The sequence below is a fragment of the Bacillus sp. 0209A genome (assembly GCF_036765095.1).
Classification (GTDB): domain Bacteria; phylum Bacillota; class Bacilli; order Bacillales; family Bacillaceae; genus Bacillus; species Bacillus subtilis_G.
The window spans coordinates 736,357-757,431 of record NZ_JBAIZV010000001.1; the positions used below are offsets into that span (position 1 = coordinate 736,357).

The following is a 21,075-nucleotide window of genomic DNA, read 5'->3' on the forward strand; positions in this document are numbered from 1 at the left end:
TTTATGCCCATCTTTTATTAGTTTTTTGCTTCTTCTTCCAGATCCTCTAATTCATCTTCAAAACCATTAATCTCAATCGCTTTGTTTAACCAGTTTGCGTATTCGCCTCCGACTGAGAGGACGCGTTTCGCAACTTCTACCGGGTCGGCCGTTTTGTATGCTTCTCGAAGATCTTTTGAACGGAAGTCCGGATAAACGGTTGATTCAACTGCGATTCGGGCATAAAAGCGCTGGCTGTCTAAATCTTTTACACGGCCTCTGCCTTTGACATTTTTATACGTTGTTGTTTCTTTCTCCAATTCATCAATACGCTCTGTCGTGATCGCTTTAAAAACAAATGGCACGATGTTCCCTTTTTTATCAACAAAACGCTTTGAGATCGGCACTTTGATTTCCTCAGCTTCAATTGTTTTTCCCGGCATAAAAAAAGAAAGATCATATACGTTTTCGTTCTTCTCGCTCATGTAAAAAACTCCCTTATCTTTTGATTGATTTCATCGTGTAAAAAACAGACCTTTCTGAGAAAGGTCTGCGTATGGCTGGTTCAGCTTTGATTAAAACGTGTCGGAAAGCTTTTCAGGCACGTCGAAGTCTTCGAATGTAAATGGAACTTCTTCCTCTAATGCTTCTGAATCGACATCAAGGCTTGCGATTTTGGCAGAGTCGAAGTTGACGTCGTACAGGGTGACTCGCTCTGTGCCTCGTCCGGAGGATTGATCATCCAGGACAGCTTGGAGTGTGAAGTAAGGATCGTTGCCTTTTTTGACATAGTCCATCATCAGGAGCACGAATTTTGATGTGACTTTATAGAACGTCGCTGTTCCAGTTCCATTTGCCCCTGTTGTTTTATGGCCTGTCATGCGGCGGCCCATAATGTTTACTTCTGACTTGTTTTTCTCGACGTTTGCTTCAAATGTTTTGATGTGCGCCATTTCTTCGCCATCAAGAAATAAGCGTCCTTCTTTTCCTGAGATAGTATTTTGCGCTTTTAATGCCATATTAGTTTACCTCCACATTAAAGTAGAATTTTTCTGCTGCGTCGACAGGCTGTACAGCCAGATCAATCAAGAAGCCGTCACGGTCTTCATTCATGGAAATTGTGATATCTTCATCAGAATCAAAGCCGGTGATGCCGCCCGCATCCTGAAGAGTTGTCATGTATTGCGTGATCATCGTTTTTACATACTGAAGTCCGTCTTCAGACGCCGGGATATCGCTTCCGCTGCCTTTTCTTGATTTGATTAAGGTCTTCAGCTCGCGTGTTAAATCATTATTCACAGCGTCAAGGACACGAACGATTTTGTTTTTCGCAAACTTTTTGTTTTTCTCGGCTGTGAACGTAACGAGTGAGTTAATGTCTTTTTCTACACTGACGGATTTATCGCGGGCGTCGAATGTGAATAAAAATTCGCCTTTGCCCAAACGTTCAACAATCGCATCGTGGTCAAGGCGTTGTAACACATCAACGGCGCCTTCGTACTCTACAAATGTCAGTGATTGGTTAAAGGTAGCTCCTGCGCTTGCCCCAGCTACCCAAGCCGTTGCTTTGTCAGGCGTAACTTCTGTGCCATCTTCCAGCAGCACACCTTCTGTTACGTTGATGATCCCTTCATAATCACCGGCATAATTAGCTGTGACCCCTTGCACTTTTTGTCCTTGGCCGTCGCGCAGGCGCTTAATGAAAGCAGCAAACGTCGCCTTCAGCTGATCCCCTTCCGCAACAGGCAGCACAATCACATCAAAGCTCTCCGTTTCAGCCGCGGCTAAAAAATCTGTATAGTCGGAGTTGACAGGTGTTTGATCCGTACCGCCGGACAAACGGATTCCCGCAGATGCATTCAGTGTCTCAGCTCCAGTGTCACCTTCTGAACCAGTGAGCGGAATTGTCGAAGAAAGATCGCCTGTTCCGGTAAAGGTGACATAGCCGTTAGCTGTTAATTCTTCAGCCTTTTTGACGGTTTGTTTATCAACCTCTGATTCATCCATATACGTTGTCACATCAAAAGAAGCAGCATCCAGCACATTTGGGTTAATGCGGATGATAATGTCATTTCCTTTTGATCCGCCATATACAGCTGTCGCTTTGACGCCTTCAGCAATATCAGCAGACGCTCGGACACCTTCGGATAGACGGTACATCAATACCGTTTGCGCATTTTTCTTTGCTTCACGCAAAAGCAATAAAGACGGGTCATCAATGCTGAGGCCCACTTTTTTGTTTAGATCCTCAACACTGGAAATGGAGACGAACGTTTTCGCTTCACCCCAGCTTGATGCAACCGGAAGTGCAACTGTCCCCCGCTCACCGAGCGACACCCGCTCCTGTGCTGTCGTTTTAAAGTTAAAATAAATGCCTGCACGTTCTTTTTCTTTGCCTGTTGTAAATGTTCCGCCATTCATGATGACATGACCTCCTTGGTTAGAAATGTTTGAATCAATCGATTGGCTTCTGATTTCGTCATACGTGTTTGATCCACGCCAAATAAAGCCCCCTGAAGGATATCCGGCTTAACGCCGAACAGCTCCTTCGCGTGCTTAATTAAATCCGCTGTATCAAAAAGAGCTTCCCGGCTCTCCGTATGTACAGCCTTCTTCTCTTGTTTGTTCTTTGCCACCGCTTATTTCACCCCGCTGTTCATGTCGATATCCTGTAAGACAGGCTGTTCTGTTTTGTGATAATAATATCGGCTGCTCCACCTGATCACCATGACCGCCTCGCCCCTGTCTCCTACCCTTGTCTCGATTCGGGTAATGCGAACCATATCCCGCGTCTTCTCACCGGATTCATTAAGCAGCGGAACCATGTTTCTCGCTTCTCTGATGGCATCCGCGAGCCTGTCCGCTTCATCAAGCGCCTGAACAGAGTCAAGATGAAACAGCTTCACATTGAGACTGTAGGTTTTTTTAAATGTGGAGACTGTATCTGTTTCCTCAAAAACAGATGGCGTTGGGACGTATAACGACGGCACCTGAAACTGATCAGGCAGCTCGCGTTCATATATGGGAACAGACCACCGGCTGTATAAAAACGCCATGATCGATCCTGTTTCGCTGTTCATCCTGCTCCTCCTTTACAGCTTCTTCAGCCACTGGCGCCATTTGCTTTCCAGCGATGTTTCAAACAGCTGTTCATATAAAAGCAGCGCATGATCCCAGTAGCTCGTGCCCGGGGTCCATTTTCTCTTGAGCGCCATTCCCGTTGAAGCCGCGGGATCGTAAATAAACCGCGAACCTTGGAAATGCCCTGGCACCCATCTGACATTTTCTTTTGACGTCCAATGGCCGTCATTCAGAAATGAAGCGTAATCAAGCTGTGTACCCACCTCAAGCGAAAGCCCTCCGCTTTGCGCAATCCATAGATTGTCCTCCGCGCCTTTTTGGAAGGAGCTGAGCAGTTTTTCTGTATCAATCGTTTGTGTGCTGATCAGTTCAGATTGAACGATCTCCAGAAAATCTTGCCCGCACTCCTCAAGCCAGCGGGACGCCTGACGTGAAAAGCCGCCTGATGCCGCTTTTTTTAATGATGTGTTTAGCTGTTTCAGCCCCGCTATTTTCATAGGCTTTCATCCCTGACCGCGATGACTTCCCAATGATGATGTCTGATCCTTTTCGGCAGCTTTAGTATATATTGATGATTCTCCCAAATGATTTTATCGTTCACGCGGATGTCCGCTGACAACGGAAAATGGACGAGAAAGCTGTGATATACAGTTTGATCCGGCTCTTTCTGGATCAGCTGCTGCGTTTTTTCGGTAAAATAGCAAGGGACATCTTGTTCATCGGGTGAGTCCGGATACAAAATCACTGGCTGAAGCTTATCCGCCGGAATCCCGAATCGGCCTGCAGACGGCGCTTGCACCGCTTCATGATAAATGGCACAGCGGTGAATGAGCATGTGCTGATAGCTCATAAAGACCTCACCTTCAGTCTGGAGGACTCAGGGACGTAGCCCGGCGCGATAAACGCTTCGAGCAAATGATATACCTCCGGCCGCTGAATGCCGCCGTCTCCGGAAAACGTGTAGGAATAATCCCCCATTTTTTCAGACTGATAGCTTGATGAGGCTGATTCATCGCTGTTTACAAGCGCAAAATATTGGGCAAGCTTCAGCAAAGCCAGTTTCGCTTTATCGGGCAGCGGGTCATAAACGCTGTCTTCAAAGCGGTGGCCCGTGATGAGAGCCGCTTCCGCTTCCGCCTCGATAATATCCTGCGCCAGCAGTTCTTCCGGCCTGTTTTTCACTCGATCAAAGACCGAATAGGAGGCTACGTCAGTCGGTTCAATGAGCATGAGCTGACCACCCCGTTTCTATTATTCTTTTACGTTAATTAATTTCGCGCAGGCATCCTCTTCCTCGAACTTGCTGTCCAGCTTGGCCGTTAAGACAATAATGAATTTACGGGAGCGGATGTCTTTGTCGACTTCAATTCGGATATTGCGAGAGAAGCCAAGAATGATATTTTTCGGATGTGTGAGAATGATATCGGAAGCGTCATATTGCGCATCTCCCTCACCGACTGTGTACGGCTGCATATTGGATACCCCTTTAACCGGTACGCCGAATGCAGTTGACAAGCCGCCCTGAACAGCCTGGTCCCCTAAGTTTGTCTGGCGGTCTGCCACGCGGTCCTTCCATTCAACTTCTAAGCCGTGAGATGTATAGAATCTGAATTCCTGAGGGATGCGCAAATATTTCGCCGGAACAGCCTTTAAGCCTTTCTTGAATGTCGCTCTGGACAGTTCTTCACCGTTCATATCAACGATGTGGGACACCGCTTGTTTGCGAATGCCGTCCAGCTGTGCCAAATACGGATCCGCTGATGCTGTATCGCCGTTTACAATCAGCTCTTCAATATCTACTGCCGCGCGCTCTGCTAAAATCTTCATGATCGTCTGCTGCAGGCCGTCTTTTTCAATATTGTTTTCCAGTGTGTCATACGTAATGTTGATTTCCGCAATGACTTCCTTCGTGTTCAGCTGGACAGTGCTAGTCGTTGGAACAGTCAGCTCGTCGTTTGACAGTGCTTTTCCTTCTTGAGCCGCCCGCAAAATACGCTGGCCGAAGCCGATTTTCTCAAACTTTTGCGAGTCATTCTCCATTTGAATCACACGGGATTCACTGAAAATGGTCGGCGTGTTTTGCACCATGCGGATAAAAGCCGATGCTTGCGCGGGGTTCATAAGTCCGCCGCTTTTTAAAGCAGAAAGCGACATTTCCGCTTTCCGAATGATCTCTTGATTTCTCAATTGATTTCCTCCTCTTTGACTGGTTTTACAACAGTCCGCTCCAGATTGATTTTTTAACTTGCTCTGTATTGCCGCCCGCATCGTCCGCTGTCTGCTTAGATGCGCCTCGCGCTTTTTCCAAAGCCTCGATTCGTTCAATCAGCGGGGCGAGCATCTCTTCAACGACTTTTTTCAGGCGCTCGTCATCACCCGTCTGCTCCGGATTTCCCTCCGTGTCTGTGTTTTTTTCAATCCGCTCAAGCCGTTTAAGCAAAGGGTAAAGCGCATGCTCGAATGATTCTTTCATGTCTTCTTTTCTCATTTCTTCAGTCTCCTTTCCTGTTTTGTCAGCCAGCATCTGCTTGAATACACTGAAGAATCCCGCTTTTTCAACCGGCTCTTCCTCATACACATCAGCAGTGCCCGCCATGCTGTAGCCGGTGATGATTCCAGCCTTAATCTGTTCCCACACCTCGTCAGACGCTCTCGTCACGAGCACCCACGAGCCCTTTGTAATCTGCTTTGACCCGATCATAAAATCATCGGGCGCCACATATGACTCGACCACGACGCCGGTTCCGCCCTCAAAGCTGTGATTGATGTCAATCTCCCGTGCCTCCGCGAGAAAGCCATGCGCCGCTTTTTCAATTTCCTCGGCGGTCATATAATCGCCGTGGGCGTCAGGAACATCTGGCTCATACACGATTCCGTACACAAGCTTTTGTTCATCCTGCTCACTTTTTGTAAACAGCTGAACCTTTTTTTCAAATGACGGAGGTCCGGCTGACTTCGTAAAGAAAAATTCTGTCTGGTTAGCCGCCTTGTCCACATAGCTGACAAAGCTGATTTTGGCATTTTTTAATTCCCGCGCCACCTGCTTGATTCACCTCCCTTCAGGACGTTTTGATCTCTTCGATGCTTTCTTTCAGCTCCTGCATGAGCGCAGTCAAGTTTGTCTTTTCCGCATCCTGTCCTGCAGGCCGTTTATACATTTCCTCAGGCCACTCTTCCAGCGTTTTGCCAAGCACCCGTCCGGCAAGGTCGCGTAAATCATTCGGCGAGACGGCTCCCGCTGTAATAAAAGGACCGAGCACTTTCGCAATCTCGAGCGGATCACGAAAGTCCGGTCCTTTTAATGTCAGCCTGACGTCATGAATATTCAGCTCCGGCAAAAGCAGCGTGTTCAGTTTATTCACGAGCGTTTTCCTCTCCGGCTGAAAGACCTGTTCCTCCGTGATTTTTCGAGCTGTATCCGCTGTCGCCCGGTTGTATTCCTGCGCCTCGCCTGTATAAAGCGGCGGGAGGCGGAACGCCGAGCGCAGCTTATTTCTGCTTTTTTCATCGTACTCAAGAAACAAGGCGTCGTTTTGGAGAATTTCCGCCAAGGATTTGATTTCCACGGAAACCGGCGTAATGTCCTCGCCACCGTGCAGGTCCTTCTCTTTCGCGATTCCCTCCGCTTCAATCAGGAGAAATTTATGGGCATTTTCCACACCTTCAAGATCATTCATATACTCTTGCAGCTCACGATAAGAAGCTTCTGACAGCATCCCATTTTCCACTGTGATCGCAGCGGGTACGTGCCGTCCCTGTTTAAAATACATAAAATTGAGCTCTTCCGCTTTTCGCGCACCGTATAAATTGACGATATTGCCGACCCAGCGGGGCACCCCGTATACGCCGCTTCCGATTTTGAGGTGAATCGCTTCATTCGCTTGATGCTTCTCTGCCAATGTGTTTACATATTCACCCGTTCGCATGTCCATTTTTCGCGGATCGCCGTATTCCTTGAAAAATACTTTCTCTCCATTCATCATTTGCACATATTTTCGGAAGCGTTTTTGCCTTTTGATCCTTTTCATTTTCCCGTTTTCTTCATATACAAATGAGACCTCGACTGGCTCACCGGCTCCGCATACCCGCATATATTTCACATCTAAATATTCGATGCCGGCTGGTTTTCCCATTCCGTCGCGTAGCACTTCCATAAACCCGTTGCCTGTTTTTTCTCTGTCTTCAATGGCATAGCCTAAAATCATTTCGGCTGATTCGTCAAAGTGAAGACATTTATAAAAGGCTTCGAGTCTGGCCCATTCTTTTTCCGCTTTTTGCTTTTTCGTCTGATCCACGTCATTCGCATTGACATCAAACGTGTACTCAACATCAAAGCCAAAACCTGTAATATTCACCCTGTACGCATCAATGCATTGCTGAAGAATCGTCGAGTATTCAGCAATGGTTTTAAGCTCGATGATGTTGTAGGGCGGTGCGATAATATCCTCTCCATACAAATCAGAAAAGTCATCTTCATAGATTTGTTTTGTCTGAGGAGCGGCGGCATTGGCTTTGAATACAGTCGCTCTGACGGTTTGATTGTGCATCATTTATGACCTCCTCCTTTCCCGGTTCGGCCGGATTCGTTTGTGTGCTGTCTCTTTCATATCAGCCACCTCATAGTCATCAAGCGCATACCAAATGGCAGACAGCGTATGCGGGTCAATTGTGAATTCATCCTCTATCAGCGCGCCGTTTTTGTCTTTGGCATACGTCAGCGTCTTCAGCTCATAGATGATATTTTCACAGCGGTCCGAACAGAAGATCTTTTTGAATCGTTTCACCTTTTTGGTGTATTGAAGCCTTGAGCCGGGAAACTTTCTGGCTCCGACCATCTGAAAACCCTGCTGGCGGAAATATTGAATGCTTTTCGGCTCAGCGGAGTCGGCTTTGATCAACTCCTGTGTGTCAATAAACTCACGCAGCGCCTCAGCCGTCCGGTCATCTGTCATTTTGTTTTGATAATACTCCCAATAAATGTAGAGATATTTTTTTTCAGGGTCGACGGCGAGCCGGACGACGGCATTGTAGGATTCCTCGAAGCCAAAATCCATCCCTGTCCGAAATATCGGCTTGCTGATGGCTGCGATGCGTTCTTTTACTTGGCCGTGCGGGAGCACCTCGAATTGCGGCAGCACCCTGATCCCGTTAACGCCGAATCGTCCTTTGCGGGCAATCCGGTACAGGTCAGGATCATACGCCTTGAGTCCGTCAAGCTGTTTCACATAGCTCTTCGGGAGAAAGAGGTTGTCGTTTGCTGTGGAATGATGATAATACGTATCTCCCTTCACAATCGTCCGCTTTTCGTAAAGCTCGCTGTCATCCAGCACAAACCGTTTATTGCGTTCATCACGAAAAAAATGCCGGTACGTCCAATTGGAGGTGCCGACGGGATTGGTGGTGCAGATCATATGAAGCTTCAAGTCAGGGTGGCGAAGACGTCCGATTAATTCCTTAAAGCCTTCATACTTCACCTCTGAGCACTCTTCAATCCATATTAATGAAATGTTATGAACTGATTTTAATTTCGCAGGATTGTCCATTCCTTTGAACATGATCCGGCTGCCGTTTTGAAACCGCAGCTGCAGCGGGGAAGAAAGGGGTGCCACAGCCTTTGTGAGGCCGAGCTCTTCGACCACCTCTTGAAACAAGGCGAAGGTCGAATCCCGATGGGTATCGAACACCTCACGGATGACAAGCGCCGTCCGTTTTTCCTTCAGCAGCTTTAACACGATTTTCAATGCGGTATGATAGCTTTTGGATGAGCCGTAGCCGCCGACGAGAAACTGGTACGTCTGCTCCCAATTGAACACGTAATCTTCGAAATGAGGGTTGATTTCTTTTACAATCATGGCTTGCCCTCTTTTCGTTTGATCATAATTTCAATCGGCGCTTGGCTGTCATCTGTTTTCTCCGCTTTTTGTTTGGCAAGTTTTAATTTCTCGTTTTCAATTTTTTGTTTAAATTGATCCGGAAACAAATCAAAATATAAGGACAGCTTTTCGAGCGCCTTCATTTTATCGGCCAGCTTGATGGCGATGCCTTCTTTGCCGAGCTTCGCTTCCGTCACAATGGTGCCGTCAACAAGCCCGGAATCTTTGACATCGACAAAGCTGATTTCCTTCATAATCGGATTATCATCTTCATCAAACAACGGCCCCGATTTCCCGACAGCCTGGACCTCTTTTTTTCCGAAAGTCACATAGTCCGTAATATCCGCAAACGCGATTTTAATGTAAACCTGCAGCACGTCCATCGCTTCAATAAACATTTCATTGACCATTTCTTTTTTAACGCGTCTGATTTCAGCAGCGACCTTTTCATTCTTTAACAGCCGGCTGCCCGTCACATGGGCGCTGTCCGGAGAATAGCCCGCTTTGATTGCTGACTGTGTGGCATTGAAGCTTTTGACGTAATACAGGCAAAACAGCCGCTGCCGTTCATTTAATTCATCATTATCTATCCGGCGCTGTTTTTGTTCGTTTCTGGTTTCAGAAAACAAGGCCTCTTTCCATTTGTCTTGTTTTTTCCAGATACCGATTGTTTTCGCGGAAACACCGATTGTATCCGCAATCGCCCGATTTGTGATCTTTCCTTGATATTGTTGATAGATTGCTAATGCTTGTTCGCGCTGTTGTGTTTTCATGCTACGGCATCACCGCCACCTCCAGCATGGATGTCTATTCATAAAAGCGGCTGATTCTGCCAGCCGCTTATGTGTCATGCTCTATTCACTTATAGGTGGCAAACGTATGACAAGCTTTCAGGCAAGCGATCGATTTATTTCTTCCTGCTGTCTTTGCATCTTTACGATCGCCCGTTTAATGGTCGTTTGCACCGTTGATTTTTTCACGCCGAGAAGATCAGCAATCCGTTCGTAAGAAAAGCATTCTACCTTATGCAGCAAAAACATTTCTTTTTCTCTGTCCGTTAACAGGGATAACGCTTCTCGGATTCTCTCTCTGTCTTCTTCTGATACCTGTCCGTCCGGCTCAAACATCATAGCGCTGGAAAATGATTCGATGATTCTCGGATCTTTGATCATCAGCCGCTGGTACGCATCACGCCGGTCAATCGCCCGTCTGATGCCGGGCTGTCTTCCTTTTTCAAGCCATTCTGTTACATATTCCAGATCAGTAATCATGTTTCTGATGATTTTTTTATCCTTCAGCTCTTCAGCTGAGAGTATGGATTCATCTGCTTCTGCGAGCGGTTTATATTGTGTTCTTGTTTGTTTTAGCGTGCGTTTATATTCAAATAGTAAGTCTTGCATTCTATGATCCTCCTTATTTTTAGCAATAAAAAACGGACACCAATCAACGCACAAATGCTGTGCAGTTGATCAGTGTCCGCAGGCTTTCCGTCTTGGACGTATTCTTTTTTCGCTTTAATTTAATTTGTAGCCGATTTCAAATTCCACGCGGGCAAGGTCTCCCTTTCTCGTTTCGACGAGCGTTTTTCCATGCTCTGGCGCTTCTGTGATCCATGCTTCTTGCTTGATGCCGTCCACAATAATCACACGGATTTTTCCGTCCTCCAGCTGGCTCTCCAGCGTGATGGAATCAATATTTAATAGTTTTTTAGGATCTGTCATGTTTCTTTTCCTCCCTTTTGCGGTTTTTCCGCGCTTGTTTTGGCTTTTTCTAATAGCTGAATGATGCTCTCCTTTGAATGAACAGAATTTCCTTTCAGAAAATCAAGAGCTGCTTTAGACGCTTCCAGCAGTTCAGGTGCTGCCGCCATCAAAGCAGCATTGTTTTTTTGCGAATATGAGCTGAGGTCAAATACAGCGGCAATCAGCCTCCCGTTTGAATATGGGAACCTTTCTTTTTCTTCTTCGCTGTAAGCTGAATAAATATAGATCGGTTTCGTATCCCCGCACGGGACGGCACGCCACGGTGCAGGGCTTTTCTCTGCCTGTTTCGTTTTTACCAACACTTTCACTTCCCGTCATCCTTATACCATTGTTCAATGTTTTTTTCCGTTCGCTTCGCACGAATCAGCAAAGCAATTAAAGCGGTCAGTTTTTTAATCATGGACATTCAGCCTCGCTTTTCCCGCTGTCAGCATTTCCTCCAGCTTTTGAATGACCGGCGTTAAATCAGTGCCGGATCGGCAGTTCGGACATGGATGAAAAACGGCTCCAATTTCGGTATGCTCCACAATGACTTTTTTTGTTTGACAAAGTTTGCACATTATCTGATCCCCTCCAATCTATGGTTCAGCTCGCAGGCAGCTCCTTTGATAATCACTAAATAGTCACTGCACATTTCGTAGATTCTCGTGCCGAGCGCTTCATCGACCCGGACAAGGGTTTCAATCGTCAGCTCGCTCGAAAGCAAAAGCGGTTTATGATTTAAGTAGCGGTAGTTAAGTACCGAATACATTTGCTCTAATTGCCAATCTGTGGCGCGGGGTTTGCCATTAACCGGTTTAAACAAGTCATCGATGAATAGCACATCTGCCTGCTTCATCCGGTTCAGCTTCGCTTCCAATAGATCAAAGTCATTTTTCAGATCGGTAAAGCCCTCCACATACGGAAAATAAATGACCGGCACATGTCGTGTTCTCATCAAATCATTGGCAGCAGCGGTCAAAAGGTGTGTCTTCCCTGATCCAGGCTGTCCTAAAAGGGCGATGCTGTTTTTCCGGTTTTCCTTGATTTGTTCATAATCCGCCACATACTCTTTTGTGCATTCAAACGCGTCTTGTATGGCCTGCGGCTTTCCCTCAATGCAGAACTCTTTGAAGTCCAGCTGTCTGAAGGCAGGGGTAATCTCACTAGCACCGAGCAGCCGCTTCACTTTTCGTTCTGCCATACAGCTGCACATCGTCCATACTTCCAGATCGTTCTGCCGGATGAGATAGCCTCCCTGATCCTTGCATTGCGGGCAATCATAGCGGCTTGCGTCTGATTCGGCCGGTTTGTCCGCCAGTAATGGACGTCTCCCTCTTCTCAGCTCGTCCAAAATCTGCTCGATTGTTCGTTTTGTCATGTCTTTCCATCCTCTCATGTTGAATTGCGCCATTCTTTTTGGCCTGCTGCGCGAAAAATCGGTCTTCAATGAATTTCGAGCAATAGCGAAAGGCCTTGATTGTTTCTGAAGCGGTGGTCCGCCGGTTTTCAAAGGCTTGAAAGCATTCCTCAAGCCATTTGATTGTTTGCGTTACTGGAACGCCGACGGCGACAATACGGGCGATGGCTTGATAATCTCTGGAGGAAGGATACACGGTGCGTCCTTCTTGAGCCGACCGTAATTGTGTAAACCGCTTCGCAATATGATCCACTGCATCATCAGCAGCAGTATTTATGTTTGTTTTATCTTTATCTGAGCGGACGTCTGTGTCCGGTGCCCGCGGCGAAAATGTCCGTTCCGTTATACCCCGGTGTACAGTTTTGTCCGATCTGAAGCTGAATTTTTTGGAATGCTTTACCGAAATCACCAGTCCGTACGGCGCGCGGACAGCCTTTATGTACTCATGCATTTCGAGGAGCTCCAGCCATCTTCTGACGGTTTTTTCACTGATACCGAATACAGCTGCCATCTCTCTCGCTTTTAACGGCTTATGGCCAAGCACAGCTCCCCAGCTTACACCGTCTTTTTCAATTTCTTTTGTTGTTGAGCTGATGAACCAGAGAAACAGCCATAGCGCCGGACCCAATTTGTCATAATGTTCTGAATTCAAAAGCCCTGAATACACAGGAAAAGGATAGCTTTTATCGGTTTGCATTGTACGGAGCTTCTCCTTTTAACAACATGTATGTTTGAAACTGCTCTTGTGTTTCAAAGTGGAATACCGGATGGCCGCACGCCGTAAACGAAATGGTGCCGCCGGATTGTCCGAGATGGCGCTGATCTATGGGGTTTTCACTAAAAACAATTTGGATGGGATACATATGATCACTCTCCTGACATGTTTTCGATACATTTCGTATCAACTGTTACCAAGTATAAACGATACATTATGTATCATCAAGTTATTTTTGATACTTTTTTTATCATAACTTTATTTTGATACAAATTGTATCTATAATCATAAGTAACTTAGGGAGTTAAAAAAGAGAGGTCATAGCATGATAGGCGGCAGATTGAAGAGTCTCAGAGGGAAAAGGACACAGGAAGAAATCGCATCACACATCGGTGTGTCACGGGCACGATATTCCCATTATGAAAACGGGCGGAGCGAACCTGATTACGACACACTGCAAAAGCTGGCTGATTACTTTCAAGTAACGGCTGATTACTTATTAACAGGGAAAGACAAAAAATCCGACGACGATATGTTCTCAGATCCGGACTTGCAGCTCGCATACCGTGATATGCAGGATTTTTCCCCAGAAAGCAAACAGCAGGCCATCGAATTTATCAACTATTTAAAAGAAAAAGAGAAAAACCGAAAACCGAAAAATAAATAAATCTTTCTCTGTTCTCTAAAACATATAAAGAATAGACCGATATAAAGAAAAAACTGTTTATTTTTTTTAGAAAAGGGAAAGATTTCTACACACTTTCCAGTCCTATACGGGCTTTTCTTTCTCGCTAAAAACAGAACACATGTTCGAAAGGGAGTATTCAATTGGGCGATTACTTATCACATCTGGAGGAATACGTAAAAAATATATACAGCCGGCTGGGCGTCACCTCCCCCCATCACATTGACATGCTGAAAATCGCAAAGGACCTTGATATTTGGGTTCATTTTGAGGATATGGGGAGCATGATGGTCAAATACGACGGCATGTACAGTATTGTATTGAACCAGAGAAAATCACCGGAAGAGCAATGGGAGGATTTCGGCCATGAACTGTGCCACGTGTTAAAGCATGCAGGCAATCATTTTCACATGAACAAGCTATTCAGGGAATTGCAGGAATTTCAGGCGAATCAATTTATGTACCACTTCTGTGTGCCAACCTTTATGCTGTTGCAGATGGAACTGCCGCAATGGAGAAGCCAGGCGCTCGCTACAATCGCGGCGGTATTCCGGGTAACAAAGGAATTTGCGGAAAAAAGGCTTGAAATGTTTGAACGGCGTAAAGCAGGTATTCAATTTCAGAAGCGGCTCGCTTACTTATTATCGAACAAGCGGCCAAATGCGTACGAGGAAGACGATCAGCAGCACTTGCAGGTCGCCGAAGAAAAAGCGTTATATCATATCGGCAATAACAGATAAGCAAAAACGAACTGGGAACAGAACTCCTCTATCTCAGCCCGGCAGAGAAACTAACATTTCGACATTGGGGGAATGGTATCATGCACCCACATAGGCGCCGGTTTAAGATGAGGCGCAGGCCCGAACGCAATCGGGGCCGGAATATATCTAAACTCGCCCCGGCCGTCAAAGGCTTCGCCATGAGCCCATCTTCCTTGTGAGCTTTCATCCCCTCTGGAAAAGTTAAACAGGTCATAAGCGACTTCCCGTTTTTCGAGTTCACGCGGGAACGTCGTTGGAACGACAATATCCCGTTCTCTTTCTTCGAGCTCTTTAATGGCCGCATACCACATATTTTGATGATAAGTATCCCTTGCAATTAAAAATGACAGCATATCTCTTACGCCAGGATCATCCGTCATCGCATAGAGCCGGGTTACCTGAAGGCGCCCTTGAGATTCCGCATTTAAGTTTGCGCGAAAATCCGCCAGCAAATTCCCGCTTGAAATAATGTATTTGGCATTCCATGGATATCCTTCACTGTCAGCCGCCATCGCGCCTAAACCTGCGACAATGGCGTGCTGCGGATTCATGCCTGACATCACAGCCGCAACAGCCGGATCACTCTTATAAGCATCCTCCTGCACATCAGCCGGCGCATGATCCAGAAGCCTGGAAATCATTGTCGCCAGCATTTCCACATGGGCAATCTCTTCCGTTCCGATATCACAAAGCAAGTCTTTATATTTCGCATCAGCGCGGCAGTTAAACCCTTGGAACAAATATTGCATCATGACACTGATCTCGCCAAATTGGCCGCCCAGCACCTCTTGGAGCTTTTTCGCATAAACAGGATCGGGATGAGCCGGCTTTGCTTGATATTGAAGCTCTTTAATATGATAAAACATTGATTCATTCCTCCCTACACTTTCGCACAACCTCAGCGTATGAAGGAATAGGCGGATCGTGCAGGTCCCGCTTCAATCAATCATAAAAACCAAGCTTAACAGCTTCCACATATCGACAAAATAAATCGTTTTGTTTGTAACCTTCATCACGGCAGCCAAAATTGCGGAACAACGCGTTTCGCTGTGCCGTGCTTACTTCCAATTGCAGTCCCATTTTCCTTTTGGTCCGATTGACAATATTGTTCGGATGCACACCTGCCAGCCGGTCTTTCTCACTCGTAAGCTCGGCACTGAAGCCCGCTTCATTCAGTCGCTCACAAATGCGCCTGGCTTTTTTACGATCCGCGCCACCGACCAATGTATGCGGAGTTTTTGGATCATGATACCCATGAAATGCTAATGCGCAGTGGTGGGCGTTCACTTTTTCTAAAGCCAGCGGCTCGTCAAACCGAGTGCTTGTCAGGTGTAAGGAACGGTTGTTTCGCTGCTTCACACCTTCAAACAAATAAATGGAACATTGATCGGAAAATGCCCGCACCAGCTCACTGACGCCGGGCTCAATTCTTCCGCCGTGAGGACCGAGAACAATCAGCTCACTCCCGTTTTTCTCTTCGTAAATTATCCGGTACTCTGATTCAGATGCAGAAAGGGCTGCAAAGCTGTCATACCTATCTTTCATTTTGAACGCTCTCCTTTGCCAGTCAGCACCAGTTTACTCTACTCATCTATGAATGAAAACCTTTTTATAGTATGATTTGATAGACTACATATCAGGAGGTATATGATGGGATTTATTGATGGATTACTTGGCAATGCGTCAACACTGTCTACAGCTGAGGCAAAAGAAGAGCTGGCTCGCATTTTACTGGAAGGTGAAAATGTTGATGCCGCGTTTAAGTTGGTTCGAGATGTCATTGTCTTTACTGATAAGCGGCTTATTCTTGTAGATAAGCAGGGAATCACAGGTAAAAAAACGGAATTTCAATCGATTCCGTATAAAAGCATTTCCAGATTCAGCGTGGAAACCGCCGGCCGCTTTGACCTAGATTCAGAATTGAAAATTTGGATTTCCGGCGCGGAACTTCCCGCTGTCTCAAAACAGTTTAAAAAAGATGAAAGCATTTATGATATTCAAAAAGTTCTTGCAGCAGTTTGTATGTAAAATGAAAACGGAAGCTGCCGCTTCCGTTTATTGATTACAGCTTTTCCTTTATTTTCGCTTTCGTTTTCGGACCATAAATTCCATCGGCCGTTAATCCGCTGACAGACTGAAAACGTTTCACGGCATTTGCTGTTTTCGGGCCATAAACGCTGTCAACGCCGTGATTTTTCGCTCCTTTATCAGGATAAAAATAAAGGGCAGCTAAAGCAGTCTGCACCTGTTTTACGTTTGTCCCTTTCGTCAGCGGGCTTGTCACTTTGATCACTCCGGATGGGAGCGGGTATGAAGACGAGGCATGGCTTTTAGAAGCAGACACCGTTTGCGACAGTTTAATCATCTGACCGACTTGGATGTGATTCGGGTCAATAATATGATTTATGCTTTGCAGCGTTTTCACACTGACACCGTGCGATGCGGCAATACCCGACAGTGTGTCGCCTTTTTTCACATGGTATACAGACGCCGAAGAAGAGACTGAAGCCTTTTTCGCTGACACGCCTCCGTTTAATTCCTTTTCAATGGCTGCCTTCACTTGATCCCAGCGCCCGTCCGATAAAATGCGGTGCGGACAGTACTTTCCGCTCCAGTCCTGATGCTTTCTCACCCGATCGATTCCCCAGCCGCGCTCCTTTAAAAGCTGTGCGACAAATGAAATCGCCAAGGCTTCAGCTGCCTCGTACTTTGGACCTCCCGATTTACTGTAGCAAATCTCAACGCCAATCGATTTGCGGTTGCCTGTCCCGTTTGTGCCATCACCCGTGTGCCAGGCGTTTCGGTTAAGCGGCAGACCTTGAATCACCTCTTTATCATCCACCGCAAAATGGAAGCTTGTCGAGCTGGTGTTCCCAATCATATAACTGATTTCATTAGCCGCTGACGCATCGTTTGCCGTGTTGTGAATGGTAATGTATTCAGCGCACATCGCATTGGGGCACTTCAACGCGTATTTCGCCTCAGAAACCAAATTTTTCTTCACTTGAATGCTCACCCATCATCTCTCCTTTTTTTCTTTTTCATCAATAGGTGGCATTCGTAGGACGAAAAGCTCATTTCATCCGTCACCGCTATATGGATAATTGTGTTAAACTGAAATTCATTAGGAGGGGAATGATCATGCATACGTATTTAATGCTGACAACAAGAACAGATCAATTCAATCAGGAGCATGTGGCTGGACACTATGAGTTTTTGGACCGCTTACAGGCAGAAAAACGCATAAAAATGTTCGGGCCATTCAGCGATGCCACAGGCGGAGCCTACGTCATCGAAGCAGGTTCGCCGGAAGAGGCTGCGAAAATCGGACATGAAGATCCGCTGGTGGCAAGCGGATCTTCCGAGCTGACCATAAAAGAATGGAATCTGAAATAAAAAAGACCCCTTGGGGGGTCTTTTTTCGTCATCATCATGTTTGATTACGTGCCGCAACATGAAATGTTTTATCTTCTGTGTCTGCTGTTTCTCCCGGATGTACCATCACCTGAGTAAAGCTGAACCCGACCGCAACGAGCAACAAACCTGACATCCATTTAGATTTCATATAAACAATCTCCTCTCTGGATTTGTTTTTGTGCGTGCACCATTTTCTCATAAAACGAAAGTGCTTTTTCGGGCTGTCCGTTTTCTATATAGAATTGGGCAGCATCATGCGCCAGCTCTTCAATATAAGGATACAGCATATGTTCTTCAAGAAATTGAAAGGTGTGTGAGACTGATTCTGTGTTTACGTTTTTTCCGTATAACGCATGTAAAAATTGAAAAAGCTCCACAAATAATTCATCACTGTATTGACGGGCGATTTCCAATCCTTCATGATACTTTTTTTGCGCTTCGGCTTCATTTTTTTGTTTATACAGAACCTGTGTTAAAGAGTAGATAGAATGCGGAAGATTATCGAACTTTTCCGACTTGCAAATAGAAACAGATTTCTCAAAGTATTCGGCTGCCTTTTGCAGTTCACCCATTTTCTCATAACAGTTTCCGAGATTGTACAGGGCAGAACTAATCAGGCGGGGATTGCCTTCTTTCTTTGCAAGATCTAAAGCCAGTTCTAAGTGGGGCAATGCTCTTTCTGGATACTGCATATCATCATAATTCCCTGCAATAACGAATTCACATTGGATTCTGCGGACGGTGTACGTTTCATACATTTGGTACGTTTCTAACGCCTGAACGGCGTAGCTCATCGAAACATAGGTTTGTTTTAAATTGTAAAAGATCTCGGCCATTTTAAAAGCGAACTCGGCTTTCTCAATATCATCCGAGACAAGGGCCAGATTCTTTTCCGCCCGTTTATAATACATCATGGCACTGACAAACATTTTCTGCTTAAATTCATACATTCCGCGAAAAAAATTAAAGTAATAATCGAGAAGCCCTGTCAGCTTGTACTGATTCCCCTCAATGTCTTCTAATAATTCTGAAAACTCAAGCTGCGACGTGTCCTCTCCAAAAGGCTTAATGTAATCCAGCATGACACGATGCCTGAAATCCATTAAAGAATAATACAGCAGCAAATCTTGGTCTTCTTCCATATCCTCGATTTCTCTTTCTACTTCGAGCTTGACCCGTTCGGCTTCAGCGACGTGAAACTGCCGGATATGGGTATACCATTCATTAATTTTAAGCCCGACATAAGAGGACGGAATCGTCTGCTTCATCCTCAATTGATCCCCCCTTTTAAGTTACCCGAGATATGTCATATTTTATCATATTTAATAGAAAAAGAAGAACGCAAAAAGACCGCAATTGTCAAATTTCGGCTAACCGCAACAAAAAAGCGCAGGTTTTTTAAAACCCGCGCTTTTATTTAGTGAAAACCGACCTTGTTTCTTTCCATCCAACTTCCCTGCCGGCTTTTTCGTTGCTCTCCTGTCATGTCTTTCACCATGGTTTCAATATGATGATTCCCTTCTTGGTGCCATTGAAGGGCTGAAGATACATATAATTCTCCCAGCTGTGCAAAGGAAAAGCCTTCTGTAAGCTTCGCGGCGCTTTTTATGTCTTCTTCACTCAAAAAGATGTCAAAGCCTCGCATTTTCATATAGTCCCGCCGCAGCCCTTCATCCGGAAGCCCGACTTCATAAGCACGGTCAAACCGTCCTGCACGATTCATCAAACCTGGATCAATCTCCTCAGGATAGTTTGTCGTGCCGATGAGAAATAGCCCCTCTTTTGATGTCGCGCCGTCCAGCGTATTGAGAAAAAAGGACCGCACATCTTCCGGCATTGAATCGATATCCTCGATGACCAGAACTGCAGGAGCAAGGCGTCTCGCTGACTGAAAGACTTCTTCTATTGTCTCACTCGACGTAAATTCTGTTATTTGCCAATAAGCAACAGGTGCATCGATACTGCCTGCAATTGACTTCACTAATGTCGTCTTTCCATTCCCGGGAGGTCCATATAACAGAATACCGCGCTTGTAAGGAATGTCGTACGTTTGATAAAACGATTTATCACTATGAAAAAATTGATCAATTGATCGGTATATCTCTTTTTTCAATAACGGATTCATGATCACCTGACTTCGTTGAACCTCTCTGACAATCGCTTCCTGCTCTCTTGAAGTCCCTCCATCTCCATCCGTAAAAACGGTCACTTTCCGCTTGCTTTTTCCCCAGAGGCGCGGCCTGACTCCCTCTAGAAATGCACGCATCTTTTCATCGTTAACCGCAAACAGACAATCGAAACTCATGATGCTCCCATCTTGAAAATATGGAATTCTGGCAAAAGCGACCCCCTTTTCAGGATAAGCATATACGCTGTTTCTGATAGATTTATGGACGGTATAATCCGGTTCTTTTTCATCTTCATCATAAGCAAAGGTTTTCTTTTCAAGCTTTTCAAATATATATGCCACATGCTCAGGCTCCAATGAACCGCTCCGGACATCTTCTTCAAGAAGCTCCCAGTACTCAGTGTTCGGGTCATCACTGGCATAGAGCTCGTAGAAAATGCCGTATTGATCATAAAGCGCCTCTTCAATTCGTGTGATAAGGTAACCGAAAGTGCCGTAGCCTGCCGCAGCTCTTTCATTCTCTTTTTCTTCGTACTGATAAATGAAAGGTATGTTTGTCATGTTTATACTCCATTTCATATTTTGTGAACATTATGTATACGATTGACATAGCATTTTGTTTCATCCCACAGCATATTGCTTGTGAATTGATAATTGTTGGTATAGGATTTCATTGCACCATTCATTTTACATATGGAGGAGATCATATTGAGTCAATCCAATCAAATTGTCAGCCATTTTTTATCCCATCGAAACGTGACAAATGAGCTGGCTGAAAAAATCAGCAAAGACCATTACAGCTACAAACCGGCTGAAACATCAATGTCAGCGGAAGAGCTGTTCAAACACATTCTGACGTCTTTCCACTTGATTGCAAATGTCATTAAAGAAGGCAATGCCTCACCATTTCAAAACAAACAGGAAGAAACAGAAACAGATCTCAATGTACTGGCAAAAACATATACAGAAAAAACGGCCGCTATCCTTGAACAGCTGACTGAAGAGCAACTGGATAGAGAAATTGATCTGACAGCCACTTTCGGCAGAAAACTCACAGGCAGCGCACTGCTTCAGCTTGCAATGGAACATGAAATTCACCATAAAGGCAACCTATTCGTTTATGTGCGGGAAATGGGTCACACAGAACTTCCTTTTTATCAGCAGCGCATGTAAATATACGAGAAAAGATACCTGTTTAAAGGGTATCTTTTTTTGTGCCTCCGGCTTCCTTCTCGATCTTGACCAGACACTCATTCTAGGGCAAATGAATAAAG

Annotated in this window: 31 protein-coding genes; 5 read left to right on the forward strand and 26 right to left on the reverse strand. The window is 45.6% G+C overall.

Annotated features, from left to right (window positions below; all coding sequences use genetic code 11):
• Positions 1-17: 17 nt before the first annotated feature.
• From V6D44_RS03080 to V6D44_RS03175, 20 genes are all read right to left on the reverse strand, one after another.
• Positions 18-464 carry a phage tail assembly chaperone gene (locus V6D44_RS03080; RefSeq protein WP_010330418.1) on the reverse strand — a complete coding sequence of 149 codons (447 nt, stop codon included), beginning with the start codon at positions 462-464 and terminating at the stop codon, positions 18-20.
• 90 nt (positions 465-554) lie between these two features.
• Positions 555-998, reverse strand: coding sequence for a phage tail tube protein (locus tag V6D44_RS03085; RefSeq protein ID WP_087990896.1), 444 nt, complete (start codon positions 996-998; stop codon positions 555-557).
• 1 nt (position 999) lies between these two features.
• Positions 1,000-2,400: a phage tail sheath family protein gene (locus V6D44_RS03090; RefSeq protein WP_202328558.1), complete on the reverse strand. Its 1,401-nt coding sequence runs from the start codon at positions 2,398-2,400 to the stop codon at positions 1,000-1,002.
• Positions 2,397-2,615, reverse strand: a complete 219-nt coding sequence (locus V6D44_RS03095; protein WP_333516257.1) for a hypothetical protein — start codon at positions 2,613-2,615, stop codon at positions 2,397-2,399. The genes V6D44_RS03090 and V6D44_RS03095 overlap by 4 nt, the downstream gene beginning before the upstream one ends.
• Before the next feature lie 3 nt (positions 2,616-2,618).
• A complete protein-coding gene (locus tag V6D44_RS03100; protein WP_202328556.1) occupies positions 2,619-3,059 on the reverse strand; it encodes a phage tail terminator family protein in 441 nt (146 codons plus the stop codon).
• Between the two features lie 12 nt (positions 3,060-3,071).
• Positions 3,072-3,557 carry an HK97 gp10 family phage protein gene (locus V6D44_RS03105; protein WP_333516258.1) on the reverse strand — a complete coding sequence of 162 codons (486 nt, stop codon included), beginning with the start codon at positions 3,555-3,557 and terminating at the stop codon, positions 3,072-3,074.
• Entirely contained in the window at positions 3,554-3,910 is a 357-nt protein-coding gene (locus tag V6D44_RS03110) for a YqbH/XkdH family protein (RefSeq protein WP_202328554.1), read from the reverse strand. The genes V6D44_RS03105 and V6D44_RS03110 overlap by 4 nt, the downstream gene beginning before the upstream one ends.
• Entirely contained in the window at positions 3,907-4,290 is a 384-nt protein-coding gene (gene yqbG / locus V6D44_RS03115; protein WP_087990891.1) for a protein YqbG, read from the reverse strand. The genes V6D44_RS03110 and yqbG overlap by 4 nt, the downstream gene beginning before the upstream one ends.
• A 21-nt stretch (positions 4,291-4,311) precedes the next feature.
• A complete protein-coding gene (locus V6D44_RS03120) occupies positions 4,312-5,247 on the reverse strand; it encodes a phage major capsid family protein (protein WP_087990890.1) in 936 nt (311 codons plus the stop codon).
• 25 nt (positions 5,248-5,272) lie between these two features.
• Complete coding sequence (locus V6D44_RS03125) at positions 5,273-6,100, reverse strand: XkdF-like putative serine protease domain-containing protein (protein ID WP_087990889.1); 828 nt, start codon at positions 6,098-6,100, stop codon at positions 5,273-5,275.
• A gap of 19 nt (positions 6,101-6,119) precedes the next feature.
• Positions 6,120-7,607: a phage portal protein gene (locus V6D44_RS03130; protein ID WP_202328634.1), complete on the reverse strand. Its 1,488-nt coding sequence runs from the start codon at positions 7,605-7,607 to the stop codon at positions 6,120-6,122.
• 3 nt (positions 7,608-7,610) lie between these two features.
• Positions 7,611-8,912: a PBSX family phage terminase large subunit gene (locus V6D44_RS03135; RefSeq protein ID WP_087990888.1), complete on the reverse strand. Its 1,302-nt coding sequence runs from the start codon at positions 8,910-8,912 to the stop codon at positions 7,611-7,613.
• Complete coding sequence (gene xtmA, locus V6D44_RS03140) at positions 8,909-9,706, reverse strand: phage terminase small subunit (protein ID WP_087990887.1); 798 nt, start codon at positions 9,704-9,706, stop codon at positions 8,909-8,911. Before xtmA ends, V6D44_RS03135 begins: the two co-directional genes overlap by 4 nt.
• Before the next feature lie 117 nt (positions 9,707-9,823).
• Positions 9,824-10,333, reverse strand: a complete 510-nt coding sequence (locus tag V6D44_RS03145) for a sigma-70 family RNA polymerase sigma factor (protein ID WP_148963856.1) — start codon at positions 10,331-10,333, stop codon at positions 9,824-9,826.
• Positions 10,334-10,447: 114 nt separating this feature from the next.
• The gene (locus V6D44_RS03150) at positions 10,448-10,654 is read right to left on the reverse strand and encodes an XtrA/YqaO family protein (protein WP_202328550.1); all 207 of its coding nucleotides are present in this window, start codon (positions 10,652-10,654) and stop codon (positions 10,448-10,450) included.
• Complete coding sequence (locus V6D44_RS03155) at positions 10,651-11,004, reverse strand: phage portal protein (protein ID WP_202328549.1); 354 nt, start codon at positions 11,002-11,004, stop codon at positions 10,651-10,653. Before V6D44_RS03155 ends, V6D44_RS03150 begins: the two co-directional genes overlap by 4 nt.
• Before the next feature lie 84 nt (positions 11,005-11,088).
• Entirely contained in the window at positions 11,089-11,256 is a 168-nt protein-coding gene (locus V6D44_RS03160; RefSeq protein WP_087990884.1) for a hypothetical protein, read from the reverse strand.
• The gene (locus V6D44_RS03165; RefSeq protein ID WP_253269019.1) at positions 11,256-12,056 is read right to left on the reverse strand and encodes an ATP-binding protein; all 801 of its coding nucleotides are present in this window, start codon (positions 12,054-12,056) and stop codon (positions 11,256-11,258) included. The genes V6D44_RS03160 and V6D44_RS03165 overlap by 1 nt, the downstream gene beginning before the upstream one ends.
• Entirely contained in the window at positions 11,956-12,792 is an 837-nt protein-coding gene (locus V6D44_RS03170; protein WP_202328547.1) for a phage portal protein, read from the reverse strand. The genes V6D44_RS03165 and V6D44_RS03170 overlap by 101 nt, the downstream gene beginning before the upstream one ends.
• The gene (locus V6D44_RS03175) at positions 12,779-12,958 is read right to left on the reverse strand and encodes a hypothetical protein (RefSeq protein WP_087990881.1); all 180 of its coding nucleotides are present in this window, start codon (positions 12,956-12,958) and stop codon (positions 12,779-12,781) included. Before V6D44_RS03175 ends, V6D44_RS03170 begins: the two co-directional genes overlap by 14 nt.
• Before the next feature lie 177 nt (positions 12,959-13,135).
• On the opposite strand from V6D44_RS03175, the gene xre reads away from it, so the two are divergent.
• Both xre and V6D44_RS03185 read left to right on the forward strand, forming a co-directional pair.
• Positions 13,136-13,477: an HTH-type transcriptional regulator Xre gene (gene xre, locus V6D44_RS03180; RefSeq protein WP_087990880.1), complete on the forward strand. Its 342-nt coding sequence runs from the start codon at positions 13,136-13,138 to the stop codon at positions 13,475-13,477.
• 161 nt (positions 13,478-13,638) lie between these two features.
• Positions 13,639-14,235 carry an ImmA/IrrE family metallo-endopeptidase gene (locus V6D44_RS03185; RefSeq protein WP_087990879.1) on the forward strand — a complete coding sequence of 199 codons (597 nt, stop codon included), beginning with the start codon at positions 13,639-13,641 and terminating at the stop codon, positions 14,233-14,235.
• 50 nt (positions 14,236-14,285) lie between these two features.
• Here V6D44_RS03185 and V6D44_RS03190 read toward each other — a convergent pair whose 3' ends face one another.
• Together V6D44_RS03190 and V6D44_RS03195 are read right to left on the reverse strand one after the other, a co-directional pair.
• Entirely contained in the window at positions 14,286-15,122 is an 837-nt protein-coding gene (locus tag V6D44_RS03190) for a manganese catalase family protein (protein WP_087990878.1), read from the reverse strand.
• A 76-nt stretch (positions 15,123-15,198) separates the two neighbouring features.
• A complete protein-coding gene (locus V6D44_RS03195) occupies positions 15,199-15,801 on the reverse strand; it encodes a poly-gamma-glutamate hydrolase family protein (RefSeq protein ID WP_087990877.1) in 603 nt (200 codons plus the stop codon).
• 105 nt (positions 15,802-15,906) lie between these two features.
• Between V6D44_RS03195 and V6D44_RS03200 the strand changes: the two genes are divergently transcribed.
• A complete protein-coding gene (locus tag V6D44_RS03200; RefSeq protein WP_087990876.1) occupies positions 15,907-16,284 on the forward strand; it encodes a PH domain-containing protein in 378 nt (125 codons plus the stop codon).
• Positions 16,285-16,318: 34 nt separating this feature from the next.
• On the opposite strand, the gene V6D44_RS03205 is transcribed toward V6D44_RS03200, so the two are convergent.
• Positions 16,319-17,272 carry an N-acetylmuramoyl-L-alanine amidase gene (locus V6D44_RS03205; protein ID WP_202328546.1) on the reverse strand — a complete coding sequence of 318 codons (954 nt, stop codon included), beginning with the start codon at positions 17,270-17,272 and terminating at the stop codon, positions 16,319-16,321.
• Between the two features lie 125 nt (positions 17,273-17,397).
• Here V6D44_RS03205 and V6D44_RS03210 point away from each other — a divergent pair, with 125 nt between their 5' ends.
• Entirely contained in the window at positions 17,398-17,652 is a 255-nt protein-coding gene (locus V6D44_RS03210; RefSeq protein WP_087990874.1) for a YciI family protein, read from the forward strand.
• Between the two features lie 34 nt (positions 17,653-17,686).
• Here V6D44_RS03210 and phrA read toward each other — a convergent pair whose 3' ends face one another.
• From phrA to yjoB, 3 genes are all read right to left on the reverse strand, one after another.
• The gene (gene phrA / locus V6D44_RS03215; protein WP_087990873.1) at positions 17,687-17,821 is read right to left on the reverse strand and encodes a phosphatase RapA inhibitor PhrA; all 135 of its coding nucleotides are present in this window, start codon (positions 17,819-17,821) and stop codon (positions 17,687-17,689) included.
• Complete coding sequence (rapA, locus tag V6D44_RS03220) at positions 17,811-18,947, reverse strand: response regulator aspartate phosphatase RapA (protein WP_087990872.1); 1,137 nt, start codon at positions 18,945-18,947, stop codon at positions 17,811-17,813. The genes phrA and rapA overlap by 11 nt, the downstream gene beginning before the upstream one ends.
• 143 nt (positions 18,948-19,090) lie before the next feature.
• The gene (gene yjoB, locus V6D44_RS03225) at positions 19,091-20,362 is read right to left on the reverse strand and encodes an ATPase YjoB (RefSeq protein ID WP_202328545.1); all 1,272 of its coding nucleotides are present in this window, start codon (positions 20,360-20,362) and stop codon (positions 19,091-19,093) included.
• Positions 20,363-20,509: 147 nt separating this feature from the next.
• Here yjoB and V6D44_RS03230 point away from each other — a divergent pair, with 147 nt between their 5' ends.
• Positions 20,510-20,974 (forward strand): DinB family protein, encoded by a 465-nt coding sequence (locus tag V6D44_RS03230; RefSeq protein ID WP_087990870.1) that lies wholly within the window; start codon positions 20,510-20,512, stop codon positions 20,972-20,974.
• Positions 20,975-21,075: the final 101 nt, after the last annotated feature.